Consider the following 24421-nt stretch of genomic DNA (forward strand, 5'->3'; position numbering starts at 1 on the left):
ATAGGACGGCAACATGGGTAGGGCTTTTCAGAACCGTAAGGAATCCATGGCCAAAACGGCCGATGCCAAGACCAAGGTCTACAGCAAATATGGACGCGAGATTTACGTTTGCGCTAAAGCGGGCGGCACTGACCCCAATGGCAATCTGGCGCTGCGCGGTTTAATGGAACGGGCCAAGAAAGACCAGGTACCTTCTCACGTGATCGATAAAGCACTCGACAAAGCCAGTGGTGCCGGTGGCGAAGATTTCTCCGCAGCCCGTTACGAAGGCTTCGGCCCTGGCAATGTGATGGTGATTGTCGACTGCCTTACCGACAACCCCAACCGTACCTTTGGCGATGTGCGCGGCTGCTTTACCAAAACCAAGAGCAAAATCGGTACCCCCGGCAGCGTTAGCCATATGTTCGATCACTGCGCGATTTTTTCCTTCGCCGGAAGCGATGAAGAGGCCGTGCTTGAAGCATTAATGGAAGCCGATGTGGATGTCACCGATATTGAGCAAGAGGGTGAGCGGATCACCGTTTTTGCCCCACATACCGACTACGCCAAAGCCAAACAGGCATTATTAGATGCCTTCGGTGAGATTGACTTTGAGGCAGACGAGATTCAGTTCCTGCCGCAAACCACCACCCCGGTGGAAGGCGATGATGTAGCGATGTTCGAAAAATTCCTAGGCATGCTCAACGAACTGGACGATGTGCAAAACGTCTATCACAGCGGTGAGCTGCCCGAGTCTACAGACGCCTAAGGCCTGTTAGTAAGAAGATTCTGCCGCGTTGCGTGCATCCAGGGCAGCATCCGGTGGCAACATCGCTGACTGTACGCCTGCGGCACTCAGCACTGTTTTACCGCGCACAGTTAGATCGGTAATAAACAAAAACTGCTGGCGCGGATCCACCGGGTAAGCGCGTATGCGGTAGTGGGTGCCCCAGGGTTTCTCTTCGGCCACCACAATAATTGGCTTATCGAACTTCAGATAGGCGCTGGTTAACGCCACATCGCGCAGCGCTTTACGTACCCAGCCTGCTTCGTGCTCGGGGTGAAGGTAAAAACTCGCCACGCACTGCAGGCTGGTACCGCCATTATTAGCGTTGTAAACGGCGTGATCCCACAACTTTAAGTGCGGCACGGCGACTAAATCATCGTCGGGCGTCTGAATATCTACCGTGCGCAAACCGACGTGCTTAACCTCGCCGTAAGTGCCTTCAATATTAACCCAGTCCCCAGGGCGATAAGGCAGTTCAATCGCCGAAACAACACCCGCAATCAAGCTGCTTACGTAGTCCTTCATGGCAAAACCAATGGCTAAGCCAAGTGCTCCCAGCAACGTGACCATATTACGTAGCGATGGCTCGATAATAATCGGTACGATGATGGCCAGTGCAGTAATCAAAATCAGTAGGCGCGTTAGAGGCACCAAGGCAAAAATGCGGAAACGCACTTGCCCGTGTAACCGAGTGGCCAGCCAGTTAAGCCCCCGCTGGCTGACAATAATCAGCACAATGGTCGATAGCACCACCACCCCAAGGGTAATCATCGCTTGGCTATCGATATCGTTAAACAATCGTGCGTACTTTTGTTGTTCGTCCATGGGTGCCCTCCGCAGGCCTGTCGCTGTTAGCGCGGCGACTTAAAGGGGATCAACCAGATAATTGCGCGATTCCAATAGCTGGCGAACGCTCGCGTAGCTTAACGGTGTGATCTGCCAACGCCCTTCGCTGCTTGAAACAATCCCTTTGCGCTGCAAAGCTAACCGGGCATTGAGTGCCTCGTGGTGTGAAAACGGCAACACCTTCCCGAGGGAGTGGTCATCCAGACCGCCATGAACCAATAACGCATGCAGCACCAGCGTGGCGATATCCCCGGTATCTGTGGAGAGTTCTGCCTCGGCGAGGGCATCGACCAGCCACAGCGCCTCTTCATCGTCTGCTGTTGGCTCACGCAGCCGCTCGCGCCAGTAGTGCCAAGCAAGACCTATATGACCACGACAGTGAGCAGCTAAGCGCTGTAGCTCTTTGTTAGGGGCTTTGTCGCCATGCTGGGTTGCTGATTCAGTCAATACTGGCTTACCGGTTCGCGTGCTGTAGACCAACGGAGACTGCCCCTCATGGGTCGCAATCTTCGCAAAGTACTGCGACAGCTGTTCGCCCTCCATGGATTGAAGGGTAAACACCGGCGCGCCCTCGATACCGACCACTTCTTGTAGGTAGGCATACGCCCAGCTGTCACAGCCAATCACACCCTGCCCCAAGCGGCCACTTAAGGCGCGCTCAAGAAATTCACGTACGCCCTGAATACCCTGAGTGTGGCGTAAAAAGTAGCGTTCTAATGCGGGAACAGCCCACTCGCGTTGATTGGCACAACGCTCTACCCACTGAGTGTCGCCTTCGGCAAGCTCGCTGAGCGTGGGTGGCGGCAAACAGGCAAAGTGGTGCTGTTCCGCCCACTGACTCACCACAGAAACATGGCCGCTGTGCGGCGGGGTAATAAAAAACGTAACCAGCGCTTGCTGGCCTTTTAGCTGCTGCGCCAAAGCCCTTGCGGCGGGCGCCCAATCGATGGGCGGCACTAAATGCGCTAGCCTAACCTCGGGCAACGCACGCAGTTCATGCTCTTCTTTTACCTGCTGCTCAGCGCTGTTTTTGCCTACCAGCCACGTCGAAGCCGAACGAAACGAGCGTCGCCACTGGCTCGCCTGGGTCTGCTCAGGGGTACGAAATTGGTCTAGCTCAACGACCGCCCACAACGGCGTGTCGGCCGATGATGGTTGCTCCCCCATGACTGTTGTCCTTATGGCTGGCGTTAGGCGCTCACTTTAGCACGGCGCTCCCAGTTGCTAACCTCAAATACGAACTTATGGTCTAAAATAAAGTCTTTACAGACAGTAGTTAGCGCACTTAACGGACTATTATTTTTTATTGCCAAGCAATGGCAAAAGCTAAAGGAGAAAGCGATGAGTGTTGTCCACGTTAGCGAAGAAGAGCTGCACGCCAAGCTTGAGAAGTGTATTGCTGGTGAGCGGTTACTGATCGAGCATGAAGGCAATCGCTTTAGTGCCCGGATTCAGCACGTCGGGCTGGTAGGCGTAAAGGTGATACCTGAAACCGAGATTAAAAACAGCCATCGCACGCCGGGTGACGTGGAAGGGGTTACGGTTCCCTACGATGAAATACTGGAATTGGAAGTAAAAGGTGTGGTCTACAGCCGCTTGCCGGATTAGCCTGCAATTGCACGCCCGGCAAGTGAGCAAGGCGTGCAAGCGGGTTATCTATGGCTCACTTCGTTGCAAGTAAACCAGCTGGAAGTAAGCCAACCGATTTAAAACGTCAGGCAAATCTTGCCGAAGTGCTGACCAGATTCCTGATGGCGGAAAGCGTCGGCGATCTCGGTCAGCGGGAATTCACGATCAATGATCGGATGCATATCGAAGGTTTCCAGCGCGCGGATCATCTCGATCTGGTGGCGACGGCTACCCACAATCAAGCCTTTTAAGCTGGCCTGTTTAGCCATTAGCTTAGCCGTTGGTACCTCACCTTCACGGCCCGTGAGTATGCCAATCAAGGCGATATGCCCACCAATTTTTACCGCATCGATGGACTGCGGCAACGTGCCAGAACCGCCCACCTCAACAACGTGATCAACGCCTTCGCCATTGGTCAGCTCTTTCACGCGCTTCCCCCAATCAGGCGTCTCTTTGTAATTGATGGTGTGCTCGGCGCCCATCTCGCGCAGCCGCGCCAGCTTTTCATTCGATGATGAGGTCGCGATCACCCGCGCGCCCATCAGGCGTGCAAACTGCAGGGCAAAAATCGATACCCCACCGGTGCCCAGCACCAGCACGCTATCCCCCGCTTTGATACCGCCATCGACAACGAGCGCACGCCAAGCAGTTAAGCCAGCGGTGGTTAACGTAGCGGACTCTGCGTGGCTATAGCCCTTGGGCTGATGAGTAAACCACTCGTAGGGGCGCACGACCAGTTCGCGGGCATAGCCATCTACGCCGTCACCCGGCGTAGTGCGAAAATCACCCACTCTGGCCGGGCCTTCGAGCCAATGCGGGAAGAAAGTTGAGACCACGTGGTCGCCAATGGCGAATTCGCTGACACCTTCACCGACCGCTTCAACCACGCCCGCGCCATCAGACATGGGAATACGCTGGTCTTCCGTCGGGATCATCCCGGCGACCACGGCGTAGTCGTGGAAATTCAGCGAGCTGGCGTGCAGGCGTACTTTAATTTCACCAGGACCAGGCTCTCCTGGGGCCGCTAGCTCAACGACCTCTAGCTTGTCTAAACCGCCGGGCTCTCGTAGCTGAATGGCTTGCATCACTACCTCCTATTGAACGCATGTCGTTAAAAAACGACTGGTCTATTTTGAGATGAGGGCACTCTCTTCGAGATCAAGGTCGTGGCCTAAAAAACCACCCGACTGTCGCTGCCAAAGGCTGGCATAGATCCCCCCTTTCGCCAGTAACTCCTGATGCGAGCCGGTTTCGACGATGCGCCCTTCGTCCACCACGATCAGCCGATCGAGCATAGCAATGGTCGAAAGACGATGGGCAATGGCGATGACCGTTTTGCCTTCCATCAGCGTATCTAGCTGCTCTTGAATGGCGGCTTCTACTTCTGAGTCCAGCGCCGAGGTCGCCTCATCCAAGACCAGAATTGGGGCATTTTTGAGCAGCACCCGAGCAATCGCAATCCGCTGGCGCTGACCGCCGGAAAGTTTAACGCCACGCTCACCTACATGAGCATCCAACCCGCGGCGCCCTTTCGGGTCGACCAGGTCATTGATAAAGGTATCTGCATGGGCGCGGCACACCGCGTTCCAAACGTCTTCATCACTGGCGTGGGGGCTGCCGTAACGGATATTATCGCGCAGCGAGCGGTGTAGCAGCGAGGTGTCCTGGGTGACCATGCCAATCTGGTGGCGCAAGGAGGTCTGGGTTACCTCGGCAATGTTTTGCCCATCGATCAAAATCCGCCCACCCTGCACGTCGTAAAAACGCAGCAGCAAATTGGCGAGGGTCGATTTACCCGCCCCTGAACGCCCAATCAAACCGATTTTTTCGCCGGGGGCGATAGTAAGATCTAAACCATCAAACACGGTTTTGTTTTCGCCTTTAGCCTGTGCATAGCCAAACCGCATGGCGTCAAACCGGATCTCTCCTTCGGGGACGTTCAGCGGCTCTGCAGCCGGGGCGTCGCGCACCGTTGGCTCCTGGGCAATGGTATTCATGCCATCCTGTACGGTGCCAATATTCTCAAACAGCCCGGCGACTTCCCATAAGATCCAGTCGGACATAAAGCGGATACGCATAACCAGCGCAATGGCGATCGTCAGCACGCCCAGGGAAATCGCTTCCATGTACCAGGCGCTGATGGCCATAGCCGCTGTACCCACTAACAGCGCAGTGTTCAGCAGCGTCAAACCCACACTCATGATAGTCACCAGCCGCATTTGGCGGTGAACAGTCACCATAAAGCCTTCCATGGCGTCGCGAGCATAGCGCTGCTCACGCTCGGTATCGGCAAACAGCTTGATGGTCTGAATATTGCTGTAGCTATCTACCACGCGACCGGTCATTTGTGCTCGAGCGTCCGCTTGGGCCATGGAGACATCGCGCAAGCGCGGCACGAAGAAGCGCATAATTGCGAGATAGCCTACTAACCACAGCCCAAGCGGTATCAGCAGTAACAGATCCGCTCGGCCCAGCAAGAAAGCCGCACCGGTGAAATAGACAATGGCGTAGACCAGCAGTCCCATCACCTTGGTCACAGTTTCGCGGATCGCCAGTGCGGTTTGCATGACCTTTTGCGACACCCGGCCAGCAAACTCGTCCTGATAAAACGCCAGGCTCTGGCTCAGCATATGGCGGTGCGATAACCAGCGGCCGATCATCGGGTAGTTACCGAAAATACTCTGATGGGTGACCAGCGACTGCAACAGCACCAACAGCGGCAAGCCGATCAGCAGCAACAGCCCCAAACCTGTTAGCCACAGCCCGTTTTCAGCCCAAAAGCCTGCCCGCTCAACGTTGCCCAGCCAATCCACTAGCTGACCCATGTAGCTAAAAAAGACCACTTCCGCCGCCGACACCAACGCGGTGAACAGCGTCATGAGCAGCAACAGCGGCAGCATCGGACGGGAAAAGTGGACAATAAACGGCATTAAGCCCTTGGGCGGCGTTTTAACCTCGCCTTCCGGGTAGGGATTAACCCGCGTTTCGAAGTAACGAAATAACGGCTGTAAAACACGCGATAGCATGAGGGTTCCTTACGTTACTGGCGTTGGTGTTGACGGTCTTTAATTTGTTATACGTGAGTGTGTAGGGTGTAGATGTCGTTAAAATGTTATGGAGAATTGGAGTGACGCAGCAGCCAACGCGCCCAGAACGGTGCAATAATCATCAGCGTCACCATACGCAACAGGTGATGAAAAGCGACAAATACCGGATCAATGTTTAACGCCACGGCCAAAATTGCCATCTCGCCAATGCCGCCCGGTGCCAGCGCCAGCAGCGCTACATCGCGCCCTACCCCGAGCAGTTGGTGAATCAGCTCGGCAAATAGCGCCAGCACCAGCAGTGCTAACAGTGTCGCCACGCCAGACTGCCATAAATAACGCCCAAAGAGCTGTCGCGTCATGCCCTGAAAACGCGAACCAATGGCACTGCCCAGTACCCACAGCATCAGGTTCATGCCCCATTCCGGCAGAGCGAGACTGGCAATATCAACACCGGATAATAGAGCAGCGGCTAGCAGCGGTGCCAGCAGTGCCGGGCTGGGCATTCGCAGCCAGCGGCCGAGTGGCAATAACAGCGGGATCAACAGCAGCATCCAGGCATGTTCCAAACCACTGTGAACAGAGCCAATACCTTCGCCGCCGCCCTCATAGGCCCAAAATAGCGGCGGTAAAAAAAGAATCACTAAAATGATGCGCAGCGACTGCGCCACCGCAATTCGTTGGGGGTCGCCACCGCACTTTTCACCTAGCAGGATCATCGCCGTCATGGCACCAGGCGAGGCACCGAACCAGGCGCTAACCGGGTCAAACCCGCAGCGCCGATACCAGGCAGCGGCCACGGCGGTGGAAGCGGCCACCCCCAGCAATAGTAGCGCGGCGGAAACGGGCCAATCCAGCACACGGTGCGCTAACTGCGGCGTAACTTGGCTACCCAACACCAGGCCCATTACCGCTAAAAACACATTACGCAGCGGCTCGGGCACCGAGACCTTCACGCCTTGTGAAGAGGCCAGCAGGTTGGCAATCAGCGGGCCCAGCATCCAGGCAAGGGGCAAACCGGTTAGTTGAAACAGCGTACCGCCCACGGCACCTATACCCAGCGAAATCGCAAGCGACTTTACACTCTCTGCACTAAAACGGTAGCCCTTCAAACGGTCCTCCAATGATCAACCTTGGCTAAGCGCCAGGATACTTATCCTGCTAAGCGTCATGGCCAGTTTATCACTATTAACTGTCGTTCTGGGGTGACGTCACGCCTTTCCAAGCGCTGGTTGCTAATTAAAAATATTTGTCTCGACGTCTGTATCTACTATCCAGCCAGCGTATAATGCCTTCCGCCATTAATGGCGAACTTTCTCAGGGCGGGGTGCAAGTCCCCACCGGTGGTGATGCCGCAGTCGATGCGGACAAGCCCACGAGCGCTCAACCAATGGCTAAAACTTGACGGTTGAGGACAGCAGATTCGGTGAGATTCCGGAGCCGACGGTTATAGTCCGGATAAAAGAGAAGGTTTCCTAGTGATATTACCCGTAGCGTTCCAACGCATACGGGTGCTGTGCTATTGGATGCCTCATGCCCTGGTTCTGGTAAACAATCCCCATAGGATGACCATGAATCAGACCCAACACTCCTCATCAGTTCGCGTTGCCTTTATCGAAGCGTCTTGGCATCACGATATAGTCACTCAAGCCCGAGAGGCATTTATTGCTCAACTTGCCAGCGAGCATGGCTTTTCTGCTGACCAAGTAGAGATATTCCAAGTGGCAGGGGCTTACGAAATCCCGCTTCAGGCTAAACTACTCGCCAAAACTGGCCGTTACAGCGCCATTGTGGGGGCAGGCTTTGTCATTGATGGCGGCATCTATCGGCACGAATTCGTTGCTCAAGCGGTCATTGAAGGCATGATGCAAGCGCAACTGGAAACCGAAATCCCCATTCTTTCGGTTGTGCTGACGCCTCATCATTTTCATGAACACAGCACGCACCATGATTTTTTCCATGGCCATTTCCGCGCTAAAGGCAAGGAAGCCGCCGAAGCGTTGGTCATGACTCTGGAAAATCATAAAAAGATTCAAGGGCTACGGTAGGTCACTGCCTAACCTCTGGATACGCTTAGGTAGCGGGCAGTTTAAATGATTGGTCGTTGCCTAAGCTGTTCAGAAACGTTTTCACATCTGCGACATTGCGTAGTGGTAAGATCATTTGCTTACTCAATATACTCCAGAACACTACACATCAGCCTATCAACCTCTTCCACCATCGGAATGCTACTGGCAGCACCGAGCTCTTGTACCGCCAGGGCAGCCGCCGCTGTTGCCCGTTGCAAGCACTGTGAGGGCGTCAGGCCAGCTTGCCTCGCAGCAAGGAAGTAACCCACAAAGGTATCGCCTGCGGCCGTTGTATCAATGGCCTTTACCTTTAAAGCAGGTTGAAAAAGGGTCTCGCTGCTGCGCTGATACCAAGCCCCCTCGCTACCTAGAGTAAGAACCACCTCGACATCGCCAAGCGATTCTTTACAACGCCTTAGCAAATCTGCAGCGCTCGACTCTACTGGCATCTCTAATAAAGCAGCGGCCTCTGTACGGTTAAAAAAAAGCAGTTCACATTGGTCTAGCGGGAGTGATGATACCTTCGAGGTCATTGGTGCTGGGTTAAATATCACCTTGCAGCCGTGGCTCACTGCTAATGGAATAAGCTGATCAAGCCCGTTACATTCGTTCTGAATAAGTATTGTGTCGCCAGGAGCGGTTTGCGCAACAAGAGCCGTCATTTTCTCCTGCGTAAAACCATGATTGGCGCCAGAGAACAAAAGAATAGCGTTTTCACCCAGTGCGTCAATTTGAATAATGGCATGCCCACTTGGCTCTGGGGTCAATTCGATATCTTTCACACCAACACCCGCAGACTCAAGCTCACTGCTCACCCAGGCATCTATCGATGAAACTCGCCCCCAGTGACTCACCCTTCCTTTGGCACGCGCTATTGCCAACGACTGATTGACGCCCTTCCCACCTAATCCAATATTATAATCACCGCTTTCCAAGGTTTCGCCAGGGCGAACAAAATAGGGTACACGATAAGTATAATCGATATTGATGGAACCAAAATTAAAGATCATTGACACGCCCTCTTATTCAAAAAGCCAGCCAGCTTTAAAGCTGACTGGCCTCTAGGCAAGTTTCTCTAACACTTACTCTTCTAATGCTTACTCTTCTAAAACCTATTCTTCCAAACCTTACTCTTCCAAAACGAAGGGAGAGGTATATTTATCTACATTATCTGGCGTAATAAGGATGCAGTCATAAAGCTGCTTTTCACTATCTAATCCTGTTTCTCCGGTATTAATGTAGTGATCAGCAATTTTTACGGCATCTTCTGCAAATACAGCCACCGGCTGTAGAACAGTATAAGCCAACTCACCCGAGCGAACCGCATCAACAGCATCTGGCGAGCCATCAAAACCACCTACTATTACATCGTCTAGCCGCCCCTCCTGCTTTAGGGCCACAATGGCGCCTAAGGCCATTTCGTCGTTACCGCTAATGACGCCTCGAATATCAGGATGAGAACGGAGCATGCTCTGCATTTTATTGCGCCCTTCCGTCCGATCCCAGTTAGCGATATCAGACGCAGCAAGGCTAAGATCGGGGTATTGGGTAAGCACCGTCTCATAGCCATTGGACCTTGTCGCAGCATTGTTATCAGAAGGAGGCCCCTTTAACTCTATATAGGATCCCTCGCCATCTAGTTGCATTGCCCACTCTTGTGCGCCTAACGCGGCTCCCTGTGCATTATTGGAAACCAGTTGCGCCTTGGCCAACCCCTGCTGGTTAATCTCAGCATTAATAATAAATACCGGAATTCCCGCCTCGATTGCTCTTCGCACCGCGCCAATGGAACCGTCCGCATTCGCAGGGTCGAGAATGATTGCTTTAGCCCCATTGGTAATTGCCGTGTCAACCTGATTGCTTTCAGTGTTGGTGTCACCCACATGGGAACTTACATTTGCTTCATAGCCCAACTCTTCTGCTGTGCGCTCAGCAATGGTTCCTTCCGTTTGCCAATAAGGGTTTGACATATCATTGACAATAATTGAGATCAGCCCCTTATCCTGAGCAACGATAGAGCCGCTAAAGAGCATCGAGACACTGGCGAGTGCTGTAAAAAGCATTTTTTTACTTTTAGGAAGCATGATTATTACCTCATCGTTATGATTGTTAGTCTTTGAATTGGTAGGCCTGAGCAGGCCACACTTCTAAGCAATGCTACGTTAAGTAGCGCTTGCCCTAGAACCTTCGCGCTTAATCTCTGTAGATTTCTCAGCTTTTTTCGAGGACTTGTTTTTAGCGCTGTATTGGACATTATTTAACATGACAGCGAAGACAATAACACTGCCCGTGAATACCATCTGCCAGTAGGCAGACACACCGATGATGACAAGACCATCAGCTAGAAAACCAATCACAAAAGCACCCAATAATGTATTTCGAACCGTGCCACGTCCTCCCATTAGTGAAGCACCACCAATCACAACCGCTGCAATCGCTGTCAGCTCATAGGTAGTACCTGCCGTAGGACCAGCAGACGTCAACTGTGAGGCGAGTACAATTCCAGCCATGGCAGCACATACGCCAGAAATAATATAGACAGAGAGCTTAACGCGATTGACGGGCACCCCAGAAAGCTCTGCAGCACGGGCATTGCCACCGGTAGAGTAAATCCACCGACCAAACGGCGTACGACTGAGCGCCAACATGCAAATAACCGCAGCACAAAAGAGAATCAAAACACCTACAGGAATACCGAATAGTTTATTAAACCCAAGCCATTCAAACCCAGTATTACCTAATGCAGGGTCACCACTTAAACTATTGAACGTTAATCCATCGGTTAACAGCAGTGCGGCTCCACGAGCGACATACAACATGCCAAGCGTGGCCACAAAAGCAGGCACTTTGAAGTAGGCAACTAATACGCCATTTATAGCCCCCACGAGGCCGCCCAGTAAGCAGGTAAGTACCACGACGACCCACACTGAAGGAAAGAAAGCCACGTTAAACGCTTCAATTTCGACCCCTTCTAGCAACATACCTGCGAACACCCCGCAAAGTGCTAGCGTAGAGCCAACCGACAGATCGATACCACCGGTCAGAATAACAAATAGCATGCCGATACCTAGCAAGCCAAAGACGGCCACATGCGAAGACATGGTTAAAAAATTACCCGTTGAAAAATAAACAGGCGAGAGCATGGAAAAGACAATAATGATCACGATTAATGCGAAAAAAGCCCGACCTTCCAGCAAAATCTTGACGATATCGATACTGCCTTTTTCAACCTGTAACGCATTATTATTGTCATGAGACATGTTGTGATGAGACATAGTCATTACCTATCCGATTGAATAATCACGCAGCAACTGATTCGCCCGAGGCCGCCATAATTTCATCTTTCGTTACCCCCGGTTTGAATTCAGCAGAGATCCGCCCTTTGCTCATCACCAGCACTCTGTGTGGGATACTCAAGCACTCGCTTACTTCAGACGTTGTAAAGACAACCGCCAACCCTCGCCGGGCCCCTTGGCTCAATAACTTGAATACTTCGGCTTTGGCACCCACATCAATGCCACGGCTTGGTTCATCAAGCATGATGACGTCTGGATGCGTCGCCAACATCTTCCCGATGACCACTTTCTGCTGGTTACCGCCAGACAATGAACCAATGGCAGCCTCTCCACCGTCTGTTTTGATGTGCACCTTATCGATAGCGGATTTAATCATTTCTGCCTCCAAGCGGGATGACGTAAGCCCCTTGCGAGTAAACGCATGGATACTGGCTAGCGACAGATTTCTACCGACGGATAGGGTGGGCACTAATCCATCACGCTGACGATCCTCTGGCACTAACACCAACCCTCTCTCGATTCGCTGCGCAATGTTGTAATGCGAGACATCATTTGAGTTGAGCAAAACATCGCCCTTGGATTGCCGGGTTCGTCCGGCCACACACTCCAATAACTCAGTTCTCCCTGCACCCATTAACCCATAAATGCAGACAATCTCGCCTGCGTGCACATCAAGCGAAAAGTCCTCAACAACATAACGATCTGCCACTTTATCGTCGCTGACGTAAAGGTTCTGGATGGAGAGCGCGATGGAGCCCTGCTCATACCCTGTTGGCGGTGAGCCAAGATCGAAACTCTCTCCCACCATATTCCTAACAATCCACTGCAGGTCGATATCACAACGCGGAGCATAAGCTGTCATAGCACCATCGCGGAGAACAACGGCATGATCGGTAATCTGTAGCGCCTCTTCCAAATGGTGAGAAATATAAACAATCGAGACACCCTTGTTTTTGAGATCCTGGACGACTTTAAATAACGTCTCGACTTCCGTGGCACTCAATGCGGAAGTCGGTTCATCCATAATCAAAATGCGAGAGTTCTTGGACAGCGCTCTCGCGATTTCAACGATTTGTTGCTGCCCAACCCGTAGATCTTCGACCAGGGTAAGAGGGTGGATCGGTTCATCCAGCTCCTCCATTAACAATTCAGCCTGACGCGCCTCCTCTTTATAGTCGACGCTGCCTCTTCCTTTAGTCAGCTCACGCCCCATAAAAATGTTGTCGCGCACATTCAGGTTAGGGGCCAAGCTCAACTCCTGATGAATAATGGTAATCCCCAGCGCTTCAGCATCCGACGGCGACGAAAAGCTGACACTCTCGCCTTCCAATACAATCTCACCCGCCGTCTGAGCAATGACGCCAGACAAAATTTTCATCAGCGTGGATTTACCCGCTCCATTTTCGCCAAACAGCGTTGTCACCTGTCCTCGATAAATATCGAAGTTCACCTCTTTGAGGGCTTGCACAGCACCGAAACGTTTTTCGATATTGTGTGCAGAAAGAATCACCTCGGGCGGAGCCACTTCCACTGTTGATCTATCGATACTCATAGCTGCCCCTCACTCAATGATCGCTATACTCACAGGAGTAATTAGCCAGTTTTTGGGATTTATCATGGTAAAGGAGCCGACTACTTCTAACGTTTTTCCGGCTAAATCTTGGCCGGAAATATCCGCCAGCACTTGACGCTTCATTTCGTCATTGAGCGCTGCGCCGACATCTTGGTACTCAATCTGATTGGTGAAGTCGCCAAATTGAATATTGCCGGTTGTATCTCTCAGCGTAGTGCCATTAATGGCTGGGCCTGTTTGCACACGAATGACGATATCTGAAGGCACATCAGCAACCTCAAGGGTGTAAACGCCCCCCCGGCCTTCTACAACAACTCCGGATAAAGAGAGTGGGACAATATGACCAATGCCAGCAGCCACACCGTACCTCTCACCTGCCGCGCTGGCATCTTGAAGCACTTCTGGCGCCAATACCGATGCATCTACAGCGTTATTCTCGACATATGCCTGGATCTCAGGAAATGTTTCCTGAGCAAATTGCTGGGGTGAAAACCCCACCGTACTCTCAAGTTCAGTAAGACTAATGACTTTGGTATCAAACGCCATGAGTGCAAACAGCACTAACGCAAAAGCAGCTGCCACATAGACTTTTATACGCTTATCACCGGGCACCGAATTTAATGTCGCCGACATAATCACTCCGGTTATCATTGTAGTTATAAAAAAGTTATAAATAAGAAACTTCCACTACCTACTTCCCGTCAGGTATAAGCACAACCTTTAATGCATTAGGGTCATTGCGCATTAGATCTAGCCCTTGATGAAATTCAGCTAACGGCAGCTTATGGGTCACCACATGATCCGTTGGGAAATCACCATTACCAATGCCTTCAATGACAGGTGGGTAACAATAAGGGCCTAGATGCGCACCCAGTACATCCAGCTCTTTACGATCGCTAATAATGCTCCAATCAACAGTCACTGGCTCTTTGAATACACTAAATTCGACAAAGCGACCCAATTTACGGATCATATAAAGACCTTGCTCTACCGACTGTACCGCACCGCTCGCCTCAATATAGATATCGCAACCATAGCCTTCCGTTATGCCTTTAACGTAGTCAATAACATCGACTTCAGCGGGATTCAGGACAATGTCAGCACCAAACTGTTTAGCAAGCTCTAATCGCTTGTTATTGAGATCCAGCACGACCAGCTTGGAAGGCCCGGACTTTTTGATCGCGCCAATCATCCCTAGCCCTAGGGTTCCCGCACCGGAGAGGACAACCACATCTCCCAGCTCAATCTGCGCACGCTTAACGGCATGTAACGAACAAGCATAGGGTTCAATAAGAACCGCTTTCTCCATCGGAATTTCATCTGGCAACTTGTGATTAATGGCTTCTTTAGGAAAGACCATATATTCAGCCATACCGCCATTTACGTTGTGCTGAAATCCATACACGTCGTGCTTTTCGCACATCCAGTACTGCCCACGGTTACAGAAACGGCACTCCCAGCAAGGCACGATTTGCTCAGAAATAACGCGATCACCGACCTCAAGGTTTTTAACGCCCTCTCCTAAAGCCATAACATGGCCAATAAACTCATGGCCTGGAATCATTGGCGCTTTGATATAAGCAGGCTGAGTATCATCTCCCCAAAAGCTGGGGGCGCCTTCATAGGCTTTGAGATCGCCTGCGCAGATTCCGCACGCTTCAACCTTAATCAGTACTTCACCCTCTCCCGCCTGCGGCACGTCCACCTCTTCAAGGCGATAATCACCAGGCGCGTAGGCTACGACGGCTTGCATGGTTAGTGGCAGTTCGGTGTGATTGTTGTTATCGGCGTTATGCATTACTCACTCCTAATATATCTTGTATTGCTTGGCTAGCGGCGCACGCTTTACAAAAGATCTTGCTGTGTACATATGAATTAACTGCTTTAAGCATAGCTGAGTCAATCCATAATGGAATTTTCTAATCTTATACTTTAGACCAATAACGTAATTGCTTGTTTTTTATATTTAAATTTTAAAAATGGAAATTATTTATTATTTCGGCCATGTGAAAACATCGCCCTAAGCCATTCTATATGTTCCAGCATCGCGCAAATGTACAAACACCTACCAAATACCACTGGCATCGGAGCGGGAGACAAGGGAGAAACCAGGCATGCAAAGAGCGCCCACATGCCTAAGGAAAGCCAATAAATGCAACAGATAAAGTTGGGCCGGCCTAAGCTTAAGATGCCGAGAAGTCCTAGATTTTGAATACAAATTAAGCGCGCACTTACCCGGTAGTCGCTTCATCGAGACGCAGAATGGTGTGTGCGTTAGTGACACTAGTCGCCAAGGTATCGATAACCCCGGTACGCAGCGCCCCCAGTATGCCGACCGCTTTAGTATTCTCACTAGCGATAGCAATAACGTCTGGAATACGCGTGAGATCCTGTATATTAAGCCCCACCACACGCCCCTGCATCTGCGTGGCAGAAGGCTTCCCATGGATATCGATAAAGTCATACCCCATCATATCGCCCACTGTCCCAGAGAGCCGTGCTTCAGCAATCTCCTGGGCGGAAAACCACCCCATACGCACCATATTACTGTCTTCACTGACATCGCCTACACCAATCAAAGCGGTATCCGCACGGCGAGCCCGGTCTAGTGTCTGGCGCACGGTGGAGTTTTCATACAATGCATCCCTAAGCTCACCATTCTGCACCAGCGCAGGGGCATAAAGCGTCTCACTGTCACCGCCAAACCGACTCGCCAAACGTCGACAAATATGGTCAGGATTCATATGCTCGCCTGCACGCAGCGAGCCGCCAATTGCACACACAAATGAAACTTTTAACGACTCCGCCAGGAAAACATTATCCGCCACCGCGGCGACGTTACGCCCCATGCCAACGGCCACGATCTGGCCATCGGTCAAGCTACGCGACAAATGGTCGGCCACTAGACTCGCAACCGACGAGCGCTGCACATCCGGATCGGCATTATCCAGAGCAATCAACGCTCGCTTCAGGCCAAAGCGCCGTTTGAGCTCTTGCTCAATCTCAACACTAACCGCGGGATGCAGGCGCACGCGAACATCCACTATCCCTTCTGCCTGGGCACGCTTGAGCAGCCGCCCTATTCGCACACGCGAATGGCCGAGCCTATTAGCGATCGCTTCCTGCGTCTCCCCCTGCACATAGTAGAGCGTTGAAATCTCTGTCATTAAGTCTATATCTGCAGCGTCTTGACCGTTCATCCTCGGCATCCAGGAGTTGTTGGAGGGCATGTATCATGTCAGTTTGCTTGACACTTTTTCAACACAGGAATCAGCGCCTGAACAATCAGTGCCAATGAAACTGAACCAGCATCCGGTGTACCCACGCTTTTTTCGGCTAATGGGCGCGCGCGGCCAACACGGGGAATTAATTGCTTGGTAGCCTCAGCCGCCTCACTCGCTATGCGTGCAGCGGACTCCCAGCAAGCCAAAGCTGTCTGGCCTTTCTCAGCTTCCCAAGACAAGGCATCGGCAAAAGGCACCAACACATCGACAAGCGTTTTATCGCCCAACTCTGCCTTACCGAATGCCATGACTTGCTGGCGGGCATTGACCACACCAGCAGCAAGACGCTGCCCTGAGAGCGGCTGCTCATTGCCAAGCGATTCACCTATCGCTTTTAAGATCACCCGCCAGATAGCACCAGAGGTACCGCCCGCCTTATCAGACCAGCGCTGACCAGCCCACTGCAGCACTGTCTCGGCGCCCGCGCCGCCATTGAGCGCCTCTTTGGCCGCTTCAAGCGCTGCCTTGCTGCCCCGCTGCATACCAATGCCGTGATCACCATCGCCCGCCACAGCATCAATCTGGCCCAGCATCTCGCAGTTTTCATTGACCGTATTTGCGAGCACTTCGAGCGCCTCAACAACGCCCCTGGCTAATGCTCGCGAGGCATCGCTCGCCTTGGGAATCTCATCTTGAACAACCACCTCGACTTCGGCCGGATCCAGCGCCTGCGCTGGTGTCACGCTGCCTTTTCGATAGCCCGGCGCATCCGCAGCGGCAGTCCACAGCGGCTCCATGTCTTTATCAAGCCAGAACAACGTCAGCGAAACCCCGGCCATATCAAGACTGGTTACCAGCTCGCCCACATCCGGCTCGACGATGATGACCCCAGCTTTCTGCAGCAGCTCGTCAACCTTACGATAAATAACGAACAGTTCTTCATACTTAACGGTACCCAAGCCATTGAGTATCGGCGCCACCCGGGCCCCCTTGATATTGATTCCTTCTGGCACCTCTTCCAATAATCGGGTAACGAGAATGTCTGCCAAGCCATCTGCGGAAGGGATATCCGTCTCACTAATCCCCGGCTCACCATGAATGCCCAGCCCAATAGCCATTCGGCCTTCGGGCACATGAAAGAGCGAATCGGCTGCCCCTGGTAACGTGCACCCCTCAAACGCCACCCCAAAAGAGCGCGTGCAGCGATTAGCCTCCTTCGCCACTTGCACCACTTCTTCCAGTGATAATCCATTTTCTGCGGCAGCGGCAGCAGCTTTGAAAACGGTTAGATCACCGGCGATACCTCGGCGTTTATCAATCTCCGCCAAGGGGGCACTGGCGACATCATCAGTGACCAGCACGATTTCACAGGGAATGCCGTCCGCGATCAAACGCTCGCGCGCCTCGCCAAAATGCAGCACATCCCCCGCATAATTACCAAAAGAGAGCAGCACACCACCGCCGTTGTTAGCGGCTTTAGCGACGAAGTAAACTTGTTGCGCAGAAGGCGAACAAAACAGATTTCCCATGACCGCACCATGGGCCAGCCCCTGCCCAACCAATCCCGCAAAGGTTGGGTAATGGCCACTACCACCACCAATCACAACCGCAACTGTACCTGCCTGACTGCGCGTACTGCGCACAACACCTCCCGGCACAGCCATCAGTTTATCGCGATGTGCAGCGACTAAGCCTAAACGGGCTTCTTCAGGGAAATCACTTGGGTCATTAAATAGGCGTGTCATTATTATATCCTCTGGAGTGAGGCCAAACTGCGTGATCACAGCTTGCATGCTGTTGTTATTAATCAGCGTCGACGAATATGAGCGATACCACGGTTACGGAGTATTCAATCGAGACTCATATTCGTCAATTTTTGCGATTTTTAATTCGGAATTACCACCCGCAAAGTGGCTGCCCAAAAAGGTTGCCACTATTGATTTAGCCAACTCAGGCCCAATCACCCTCGCCCCCAGCGTGACAATCTGAGCATCATTGCTGGTGCGCGCCTTAGCTGCTGAGTATGTATCGTGTGCCTGCGCAGCGCGGATACCGGGCACCTTATTGGCAGAAATAGCCACTCCGATTCCCGTGCCACATACCAGTACTGCACGATCGAAGCGCCCCTCCTTAATAGCCGTGGCCACCTCAAAGGCAATGTCCGGGTACAGCACCGGTTGGGCATTAAAAGTGCCGAAATCTTCAACTTCGTAGCCTAACTCCCGGATATAACCAATAAGAATCTCTTTCAAATCGTAAGCGGCCTCATCACCGCCAATGGCGACTCTGAGAGAAGCCGTCGCATTAGACATTCATGCTCTCCCCTTCCGGACAATAGAAATGCGGACGACTAACAACGGTAAACACTACTACGCAGTTGCCAGCCGTCTACTGACGCTATTCAATCTATCACCAAACGAGCATTTGTAAACACGCAGATCATAAGATCATATTGCTTTTTTATGAGCCAATTAAGATAAAAAACTCAATTCAAAACCATAAATTATTGATCTAAAGACAAATATCTGGGAATAGAACATTACTCATAGGGCACTATACTTTTGTGCAATGGCCTTAAAATCGATTCATTCGGCGTGCCGATTTGACTAAATCGATAAAAATGGTCAATCATTTGAACACATGATGTTCATTTCTATGGAGAATAGACAATGTCGCTTCTGAATGGATTACGCGAACACTCACTGGTCGTGGCCGACACGGGCGATTTGGATGCCATAAAGCGCTATCAACCACAGGACGCCACCACTAACCCCTCTTTGATTCTCAATGCCTTCGAACTACCTCGTTACCAAGAGATGATCGATAGAGTGCTTGCTGAATCATGTCGCGATGAGAGCGACCCGAGCCGGATAGTTGACCAACTTTCGGTTGCCATCGGCGGGCAAATTGCCAACGTGATACCTGGACGAATATCGACAGAAGTGTCCGCACACCTCTCTTTTGACACCCAAGCGAGTATCCACAAGGCCTACGAGTTGATTGAGCGCTACGAAAAACAGGGGATTAACCGCAACCGTGTGCTGATCAAGCTCGCGTCTACCTGGGAGGGGATCCGTGCGGCTGAGCAACTAGAGCGGGAAGGTATCAACTGCAACTTAACGCTCTTGTTCAGCGATGCTCAGGCGCAGGCCTGCTTTGATGCAGGGGTGTATCTGATTTCCCCCTTCGTTGGCCGCGTTAGCGATTGGTACCAAAAGACAACAGGTAAGCAGTTCACTCCAGAAGAAGATCCTGGCGTGCTATTTGTAAAAGGGATTTGCGAGAGGGCTGCCGCTGGTAGTTACGACACAGTCGTTATGGGGGCGAGTTTTCGTACCACCGATCAGGTCTTAGCGTTGGCAGGTTGCCATCGCCTGACCATCTCTCCCGCACTGCTAGAGGAGCTTAATAGCATGGAGGGAAAGGTGGCCTCAAAAATCCAACAGACACCTGTCACCCCTGAACCATGCAAACCGCTATCAGAAGCTGGCTTTCGTTGGCAGCATAACCAAGATGCAATGGCCAACGAGCTGCTGGCTGACGGGATCCGACGCTTCGCCAGCGACCAACAAACATTAGAGTCGCTGATTGCTCAACGCTTGACTGCTCGCGCCTAACGACACGCTACTCAATATAACAACTAAGGTATCACTGCTATGAATAACCGTTTTGAGCTGGCTAATGCCATTCGCGCCCTCTCCATGGATGCCGTTCAGAAGGCCAAGTCCGGCCACCCTGGCGCCCCCATGGGAATGGCTGATATCGCCGAGGTGCTATGGAATGACTACCTCAAGCACAACCCCGAAGACCCCAAGTGGGCCGATCGTGACCGCTTTGTGCTCTCCAATGGCCACGGCTCCATGCTGCTGTACTCCCTGCTCCACCTCAGTGGCTACGAGCTAAGCCTGGAACAGCTGCAGAATTTCCGCCAGCTGCATTCGCCCACCGCGGGCCACCCGGAATTCGGCTACGCGCCCGGCATTGAAACCACCACTGGCCCACTGGGTCAGGGTTTTGCCAATGCCGTGGGCTTTGCCATCGCGGAAAAAACCATGGCGGCGCAGTTCAACCGCCCCGGCCACACCATCGTTGACCATCACACCTGGTGCTTTGTAGGTGACGGCTGCTTAATGGAAGGTATCTCCCACGAAGCAGCCTCCCTGGCCGGTACCCAGCAATTGGGTAAGCTGATCACTGTATACGACGATAACGGCATCTCTATCGATGGCGAAGTGGAAGGCTGGTTTACCGACGATACCGCCAAGCGGTTTGAAGCTTACGGCTGGCACGTGGTGCCCAATGTGGATGGTCACAAGCCTGAAGAGGTGAAAGCCGCGATTGAGCTGGCCAAGAGCCACGACGATAAGCCGAGCCTGATTATCTGCAAAACCATTATCGGCTTTGGTGCGCCCAACAAGCAGGGCAAAGAGGACGCCCACGGTGCGCCCCTAGGCGATGACGAAGTGGCGCTGGCACGCACCCAGCTCGACTGGCCCCACGCGCCCTTCCATATCCCCGAGCCGATTTACTCGGCCTGGGATGCCCGCAACGCTGGCAAAGCAGCCCAGCAGAAGTGGGAGGAGCGCTTTGCTCGTTACGCAGAGGCCTTCCCCACGGAAGCGCGGGAATTTACCCGCCGCATGAAGCGCCAGCTGCCGACGGAACTGCCCACCGAAGCCTTGATTGAGCAGGCCCAAGAGCGCGGCGAGACCATTGCCTCGCGTAAAGCCTCCTTTGAAGTGTTAAATGCCATTGGCCCGCAAATGCCGGAACTGCTGGGCGGCAGTGCCGATCTGGCGCCGTCTAACCTGACCTTCTGGAAAGGCGCCAAAGCGATCACCCCAGAAGATGCCAGCGGCAACTACCTGCACTACGGTGTGCGTGAGTTTGGCATGGGGGCGGTTATGAACGGCATCGCCCTACACGGCGGCCTGGTACCTTACGGCGCGACCTTCCTGATCTTTATGGAGTACATGCGTAACTCGATCCGTATGGCGTCGTTGATGGGCCAGCAGGTGATTTACGTATTTACCCACGACTCCATTGGCTTGGGGGAAGATGGGCCGACTCACCAGCCCATTGAGCAACTGACCAGCCTGCGCACCACGCCTAACCTCAATACCTGGCGCCCTTGTGATGCGGTGGAAACAGCAGCCTCCTGGGATGCGGCTATTAAGCGTCACTCGGGCCCCACGGCGTTGGTACTCTCTCGCCAGAATCTGCCCCATCAGCAGCGCACCAAAGCGCAGCTGGCATCGATTCAAAACGGGGCGTATGTCCTGAAAGATAGCGAAGGGACGCCCGAGCTGATTCTGATTGCCACCGGTTCAGAAGTCGCCCTGGCGATGGACGCCGCCGCCGAGCTTGAGCAGCAGGGCAAAGCGGTGCGGGTAGTCTCGATGCCGTCAGCCTACCGCTTTAACGGCCAGGACGCGGAGTACCGCGAAAGCGTACTGCCCAAAGCGGTCACCAAGCGTATCGCCATCGAAGCCGCCCACGCCGACTACTGGTACAAGTATGTGGGCCTGGAAGGCCGTGTGATCGGCATGACCACCTACGGCGAATCCGCCCCGGCGGGGGATCTGTTCAAGCACTTCGGCTTTACCGTCGAGAACATCGTCAACCAGGCCAATGAGCTACTGGATTAGTAAGGCTGCGGAATCTCGCCATCATCATCGTCGTCATCGCGCATACGCGCTTGGCGTTCCGCCTCTTCCTCTTTGGCATCGTCGATGACTTCCATCAACTCATCGACGTTGGCAATATGAGTATCGGCATCGAAGTGGCCGGTGAGCTTACTATCTGGGTGCAGCTCACCGGTTTCATATAACGCCCACATCTCTCTGCCATATTCGGTAGAGAGAAGCTCTGGTGCGAACTGGCCGAAGTAGTTGCGCATGTTATCCACATCGCGATACAGCATCGCTGCCGCGCTGTTATTGCCGGCAGCATCAACCGCCTGAGGCAGATCGATAATCACCGGGCCAGAGGCATCGACCAGCACGTTAAATTCCGACAGATCGCCGTGAATCAGGCCTGCGCAGAGCATTTTAACCACGTCCTGAATAACCTTGGCGTAGTAGGTCTCGGCCTGCTCTGGGGTAAGCGTGACTTCGTCCAAGCGCGGCGCGACGTTGCCCTCGGCGTCGCTGATCATCTCCATCAGCAGTACGCCGTCGACAAAACCGTGGGGCTCGGGCACACGAACACCCGCCGAGGCAAGGCGATAGAGCGCGTCGACTTCGGCATTCAGCCACGCCTGCTCCTGCTCTTTCTGGCCGTAACGGGTTTTTTTGGCCATCGCCCGTGAACGGCGGCTATTGCGCTCTTTACGCCCTTCTTGATACTGAACGGCCTGTTTAAAGCTGCGCTGTTTGGCCTCTTTAAACACCTTGGCGCAGCGCACTTCCTCACCGCAGCGCACTACGTAGACCTGCGCCTCTTTACCACTCATTAACTGCACCAGCACCTCGTCGATCATGCCATCATCGACCAGCGGCTGTAATCGCTTAGGGATTTTCATGGTTAGCTGCGTCGGCTCCTCTTTGGTACGCGTTCAATAACGGATACGGCGAACACGGAAAGCCCGCCCTTTTAATTTATCACGCTCGAGTTTGGCCTGAGCTTGCTGGATCACATTGCGCTCCACGGCCACATAGGCACTGCGGGCGAGCACTTTGATTTTACCCACTTGCTCACCGCGCAGCCCACCTTCACCGGTCAGCGCCCCCAGAATATCACCCGGCCGCAGTTTATCCTTTTTTCCGCCCGCGAGTTGCAGCGTCGCCATTAGCGGCTCAAACGGTACCGAGTGCTGGGGTTTGGGCAAAGGTTCCGTTTTAATCGCCTGCTCCAGCAACCCTTCCAGCCGCTCCAGCCGGTAGCTCTCTTTCGGGGTGACTAGCGTACAGGCAATGCCACTAGCGCCAGCACGGCCGGTGCGCCCAACCCTATGTACGTGCACATCAAGCTCGCGAGCAATTTGGTAGTTAAACACGGCATCTAGCTGGGCGATATCCAAGCCCCGGGCGGCAACGTCCGTGGCCACCAGAATAGAGGCACTCTGGTTGGAAAACAGAATCAGTATACGGTCACGGTCTTTCTGCTCAAGATCGCCATTGAGCGCCACGGCGCTAAACCCAGCATCAGTCAGCTGTTCGGCCACTGCCTGGGTTTCGCGTTTGGTGTTGCAGAACACCACGCTGGTGGCGGGTCGATAGACCAGCAGAAGTTGGCGTAAAGCATCGAATCGCGCCTCTTCATTGGCGACGCTATAAAAGTGCTGTTGGATAGTGCTGGCGTCGTGAACCTCGGCGATTTTGACCGTCACCGGATTGCGCAAAATGCCGCGGGTCATCGCGGTTAGCCCGCCCGATGATTGCTCGTCCGGGAAAGTTGCGCTGAACAGCAGCGTTTGGCGGTCAGTTGGGGTATCGGCAATGATGTCATCGATGGTTGCCTGGAAGCCCATGTCCAGCATGCGATCCGCTTCATCCAACACCAGTATGGAAAGCGCATCCAGGGTGAGCGAACCTTTGCGTAAATGCTCGTCGATACGCCCCGGCGTGCCGACCACAATGTGTGCACCATGCTCTAAAGAGCCGAGCTGCGGGCCAAAAGGCGCGCCGCCGCAGAGCGTGAGTATTTTCACATTGGCCATACCGCGAGCCAAGCGGCGCAGCTCTTCAGCCACTTGGTCAGCGAGTTCTCGGGTGGGGCAAAGCACCAAGCCCTGTACCGCGAAGCTCTCCACTTTCAGCTTAGCTAACAGCGCTAAACCAAATGCCGCGGTTTTGCCTGAGCCGGTTTTCGCCTGGGCCAGCACATCGCGCCCGGCCAGCATGGGCGGCAGACTCTCCGCCTGCACCGGCGACATTTCGTGGTAGCCAAGGGTGTCTAGATTCGTCAGTAGCGCTGCTGGAAGCGCCAGAGATGCAAAAGAAGTGTCGGACACAGAAAATTCCTGAAGGGGCC

Annotated in this window: 21 protein-coding genes and 1 riboswitch; of the genes, 5 read left to right on the top strand and 16 right to left on the bottom strand. The window is 53.2% G+C overall.

The features are described from left to right. Positions 1-13 precede the first annotated feature (13 nt). Positions 14-748, top strand: a complete 735-nt coding sequence (locus U738_RS20350; protein WP_035584796.1) for a YebC/PmpR family DNA-binding transcriptional regulator — start codon at positions 14-16, stop codon at positions 746-748. Between the two features lie 6 nt (positions 749-754). Here the strand turns inward: U738_RS20350 and U738_RS20355 are convergent, their stop codons facing one another. Both U738_RS20355 and U738_RS20360 read right to left on the bottom strand, forming a co-directional pair. Continuing rightward, entirely contained in the window at positions 755-1591 is an 837-nt protein-coding gene (locus tag U738_RS20355) for a mechanosensitive ion channel family protein (protein ID WP_035584799.1), read from the bottom strand. 39 nt (positions 1592-1630) lie between these two features. Next, positions 1631-2779: a hypothetical protein gene (locus U738_RS20360; protein ID WP_035584802.1), complete on the bottom strand. Its 1149-nt coding sequence runs from the start codon at positions 2777-2779 to the stop codon at positions 1631-1633. Positions 2780-2953: 174 nt separating this feature from the next. On the opposite strand from U738_RS20360, the gene U738_RS20365 reads away from it, so the two are divergent. Beyond that, entirely contained in the window at positions 2954-3220 is a 267-nt protein-coding gene (locus U738_RS20365) for a hypothetical protein (RefSeq protein WP_035584805.1), read from the top strand. Positions 3221-3318: 98 nt separating this feature from the next. Here U738_RS20365 and U738_RS20370 read toward each other — a convergent pair whose 3' ends face one another. From U738_RS20370 to U738_RS20380, 3 genes are all read right to left on the bottom strand, one after another. Next, complete coding sequence (locus U738_RS20370; RefSeq protein ID WP_035584808.1) at positions 3319-4326, bottom strand: zinc-dependent alcohol dehydrogenase family protein; 1008 nt, start codon at positions 4324-4326, stop codon at positions 3319-3321. A 42-nt stretch (positions 4327-4368) separates the two neighbouring features. Continuing rightward, a complete protein-coding gene (locus tag U738_RS20375; RefSeq protein WP_035584811.1) occupies positions 4369-6267 on the bottom strand; it encodes an ABC transporter ATP-binding protein in 1899 nt (632 codons plus the stop codon). An 86-nt stretch (positions 6268-6353) separates the two neighbouring features. Then, positions 6354-7397, bottom strand: coding sequence for an AbrB family transcriptional regulator (locus U738_RS20380; protein WP_035584814.1), 1044 nt, complete (start codon positions 7395-7397; stop codon positions 6354-6356). A 197-nt stretch (positions 7398-7594) separates the two neighbouring features. Next, a riboswitch (FMN riboswitch) is annotated at positions 7595-7759 on the top strand. Positions 7760-7856: 97 nt separating this feature from the next. On the opposite strand from U738_RS20380, the gene U738_RS20385 reads away from it, so the two are divergent. After that, positions 7857-8333, top strand: coding sequence for a 6,7-dimethyl-8-ribityllumazine synthase (locus tag U738_RS20385; protein ID WP_035584817.1), 477 nt, complete (start codon positions 7857-7859; stop codon positions 8331-8333). Between the two features lie 119 nt (positions 8334-8452). Here U738_RS20385 and U738_RS20390 read toward each other — a convergent pair whose 3' ends face one another. The 9 genes from U738_RS20390 to U738_RS20430 all read right to left on the bottom strand — a co-directional run bounded on the left by U738_RS20390 (position 8453) and on the right by U738_RS20430 (position 18759). Then, entirely contained in the window at positions 8453-9364 is a 912-nt protein-coding gene (locus U738_RS20390; RefSeq protein ID WP_035584820.1) for a ribokinase, read from the bottom strand. Positions 9365-9481: 117 nt separating this feature from the next. Further along, a complete protein-coding gene (locus U738_RS20395; protein WP_035584822.1) occupies positions 9482-10438 on the bottom strand; it encodes a D-ribose ABC transporter substrate-binding protein in 957 nt (318 codons plus the stop codon). A 78-nt stretch (positions 10439-10516) separates the two neighbouring features. Further along, complete coding sequence (locus U738_RS20400; protein ID WP_035584825.1) at positions 10517-11629, bottom strand: ABC transporter permease; 1113 nt, start codon at positions 11627-11629, stop codon at positions 10517-10519. 25 nt (positions 11630-11654) lie between these two features. Next, on the bottom strand, positions 11655-13202 hold the full coding sequence (locus tag U738_RS20405) for a sugar ABC transporter ATP-binding protein (protein WP_035584828.1): 1548 nt from the start codon (positions 13200-13202) through the stop codon (positions 11655-11657). A 9-nt stretch (positions 13203-13211) separates the two neighbouring features. Beyond that, positions 13212-13856, bottom strand: coding sequence for a DUF2291 family protein (locus U738_RS20410; protein ID WP_035584831.1), 645 nt, complete (start codon positions 13854-13856; stop codon positions 13212-13214). A gap of 58 nt (positions 13857-13914) precedes the next feature. After that, a complete protein-coding gene (locus U738_RS20415) occupies positions 13915-15021 on the bottom strand; it encodes an MDR/zinc-dependent alcohol dehydrogenase-like family protein (RefSeq protein ID WP_035584834.1) in 1107 nt (368 codons plus the stop codon). Between the two features lie 433 nt (positions 15022-15454). Continuing rightward, positions 15455-16423 (bottom strand): sugar-binding transcriptional regulator, encoded by a 969-nt coding sequence (locus U738_RS20420; RefSeq protein WP_235208667.1) that lies wholly within the window; start codon positions 16421-16423, stop codon positions 15455-15457. Positions 16424-16461: 38 nt separating this feature from the next. Continuing rightward, on the bottom strand, positions 16462-18192 hold the full coding sequence (locus U738_RS20425; RefSeq protein ID WP_035584837.1) for a dihydroxyacetone kinase family protein: 1731 nt from the start codon (positions 18190-18192) through the stop codon (positions 16462-16464). Positions 18193-18285: 93 nt separating this feature from the next. Then, a complete protein-coding gene (locus U738_RS20430) occupies positions 18286-18759 on the bottom strand; it encodes an RpiB/LacA/LacB family sugar-phosphate isomerase (RefSeq protein WP_035584840.1) in 474 nt (157 codons plus the stop codon). A 357-nt stretch (positions 18760-19116) separates the two neighbouring features. Here U738_RS20430 and tal point away from each other — a divergent pair, with 357 nt between their 5' ends. Continuing rightward, positions 19117-20064, top strand: coding sequence for a transaldolase (gene tal, locus U738_RS20435; RefSeq protein WP_035584843.1), 948 nt, complete (start codon positions 19117-19119; stop codon positions 20062-20064). 39 nt (positions 20065-20103) lie between these two features. Beyond that, a complete protein-coding gene (gene tkt, locus U738_RS20440) occupies positions 20104-22095 on the top strand; it encodes a transketolase (protein WP_035584846.1) in 1992 nt (663 codons plus the stop codon). Here the strand turns inward: tkt and U738_RS20445 are convergent. Together U738_RS20445 and dbpA are read right to left on the bottom strand one after the other, a co-directional pair. Next, positions 22092-22970, bottom strand: a complete 879-nt coding sequence (locus tag U738_RS20445) for a PA4780 family RIO1-like protein kinase (protein WP_035584849.1) — start codon at positions 22968-22970, stop codon at positions 22092-22094. The genes tkt and U738_RS20445 overlap by 4 nt on opposite strands. Positions 22971-23003: 33 nt before the next feature. Then, a complete protein-coding gene (dbpA, locus tag U738_RS20450) occupies positions 23004-24401 on the bottom strand; it encodes an ATP-dependent RNA helicase DbpA (protein ID WP_035584852.1) in 1398 nt (465 codons plus the stop codon). Positions 24402-24421: the final 20 nt, after the last annotated feature.

This window comes from Halomonas sp. TG39a, assembly GCF_000744395.1.
In the GTDB taxonomy this organism is placed as follows: domain Bacteria; phylum Pseudomonadota; class Gammaproteobacteria; order Pseudomonadales; family Halomonadaceae; genus Vreelandella; species Vreelandella ventosae_B.

Coding starts and splice junctions, on each gene's coding strand:
- U738_RS20350 (WP_035584796.1), top strand. CDS start 14: ATGGGTAGGGCTTTTCAGAACCGTAAGGAATCCATGGCCAAAACGGCC.
- U738_RS20355 (WP_035584799.1), bottom strand. CDS start 1,591: ATGGACGAACAACAAAAGTACGCACGATTGTTTAACGATATCGATAGC.
- U738_RS20360 (WP_035584802.1), bottom strand. CDS start 2,779: ATGGGGGAGCAACCATCATCGGCCGACACGCCGTTGTGGGCGGTCGTT.
- U738_RS20365 (WP_035584805.1), top strand. CDS start 2,954: ATGAGTGTTGTCCACGTTAGCGAAGAAGAGCTGCACGCCAAGCTTGAG.
- U738_RS20370 (WP_035584808.1), bottom strand. CDS start 4,326: ATGCAAGCCATTCAGCTACGAGAGCCCGGCGGTTTAGACAAGCTAGAG.
- U738_RS20375 (WP_035584811.1), bottom strand. CDS start 6,267: ATGCTATCGCGTGTTTTACAGCCGTTATTTCGTTACTTCGAAACGCGG.
- U738_RS20385 (WP_035584817.1), top strand. CDS start 7,857: ATGAATCAGACCCAACACTCCTCATCAGTTCGCGTTGCCTTTATCGAA.
- U738_RS20390 (WP_035584820.1), bottom strand. CDS start 9,364: ATGATCTTTAATTTTGGTTCCATCAATATCGATTATACTTATCGTGTA.
- U738_RS20395 (WP_035584822.1), bottom strand. CDS start 10,438: ATGCTTCCTAAAAGTAAAAAAATGCTTTTTACAGCACTCGCCAGTGTC.
- U738_RS20400 (WP_035584825.1), bottom strand. CDS start 11,629: ATGTCTCATCACAACATGTCTCATGACAATAATAATGCGTTACAGGTT.
- U738_RS20405 (WP_035584828.1), bottom strand. CDS start 13,202: ATGAGTATCGATAGATCAACAGTGGAAGTGGCTCCGCCCGAGGTGATT.
- U738_RS20410 (WP_035584831.1), bottom strand. CDS start 13,856: ATGTCGGCGACATTAAATTCGGTGCCCGGTGATAAGCGTATAAAAGTC.
- U738_RS20415 (WP_035584834.1), bottom strand. CDS start 15,021: ATGCATAACGCCGATAACAACAATCACACCGAACTGCCACTAACCATG.
- U738_RS20420 (WP_235208667.1), bottom strand. CDS start 16,423: ATGAACGGTCAAGACGCTGCAGATATAGACTTAATGACAGAGATTTCA.
- U738_RS20425 (WP_035584837.1), bottom strand. CDS start 18,192: ATGACACGCCTATTTAATGACCCAAGTGATTTCCCTGAAGAAGCCCGT.
- U738_RS20430 (WP_035584840.1), bottom strand. CDS start 18,759: ATGTCTAATGCGACGGCTTCTCTCAGAGTCGCCATTGGCGGTGATGAG.
- tal (WP_035584843.1), top strand. CDS start 19,117: ATGTCGCTTCTGAATGGATTACGCGAACACTCACTGGTCGTGGCCGAC.
- tkt (WP_035584846.1), top strand. CDS start 20,104: ATGAATAACCGTTTTGAGCTGGCTAATGCCATTCGCGCCCTCTCCATG.
- U738_RS20445 (WP_035584849.1), bottom strand. CDS start 22,970: ATGAAAATCCCTAAGCGATTACAGCCGCTGGTCGATGATGGCATGATC.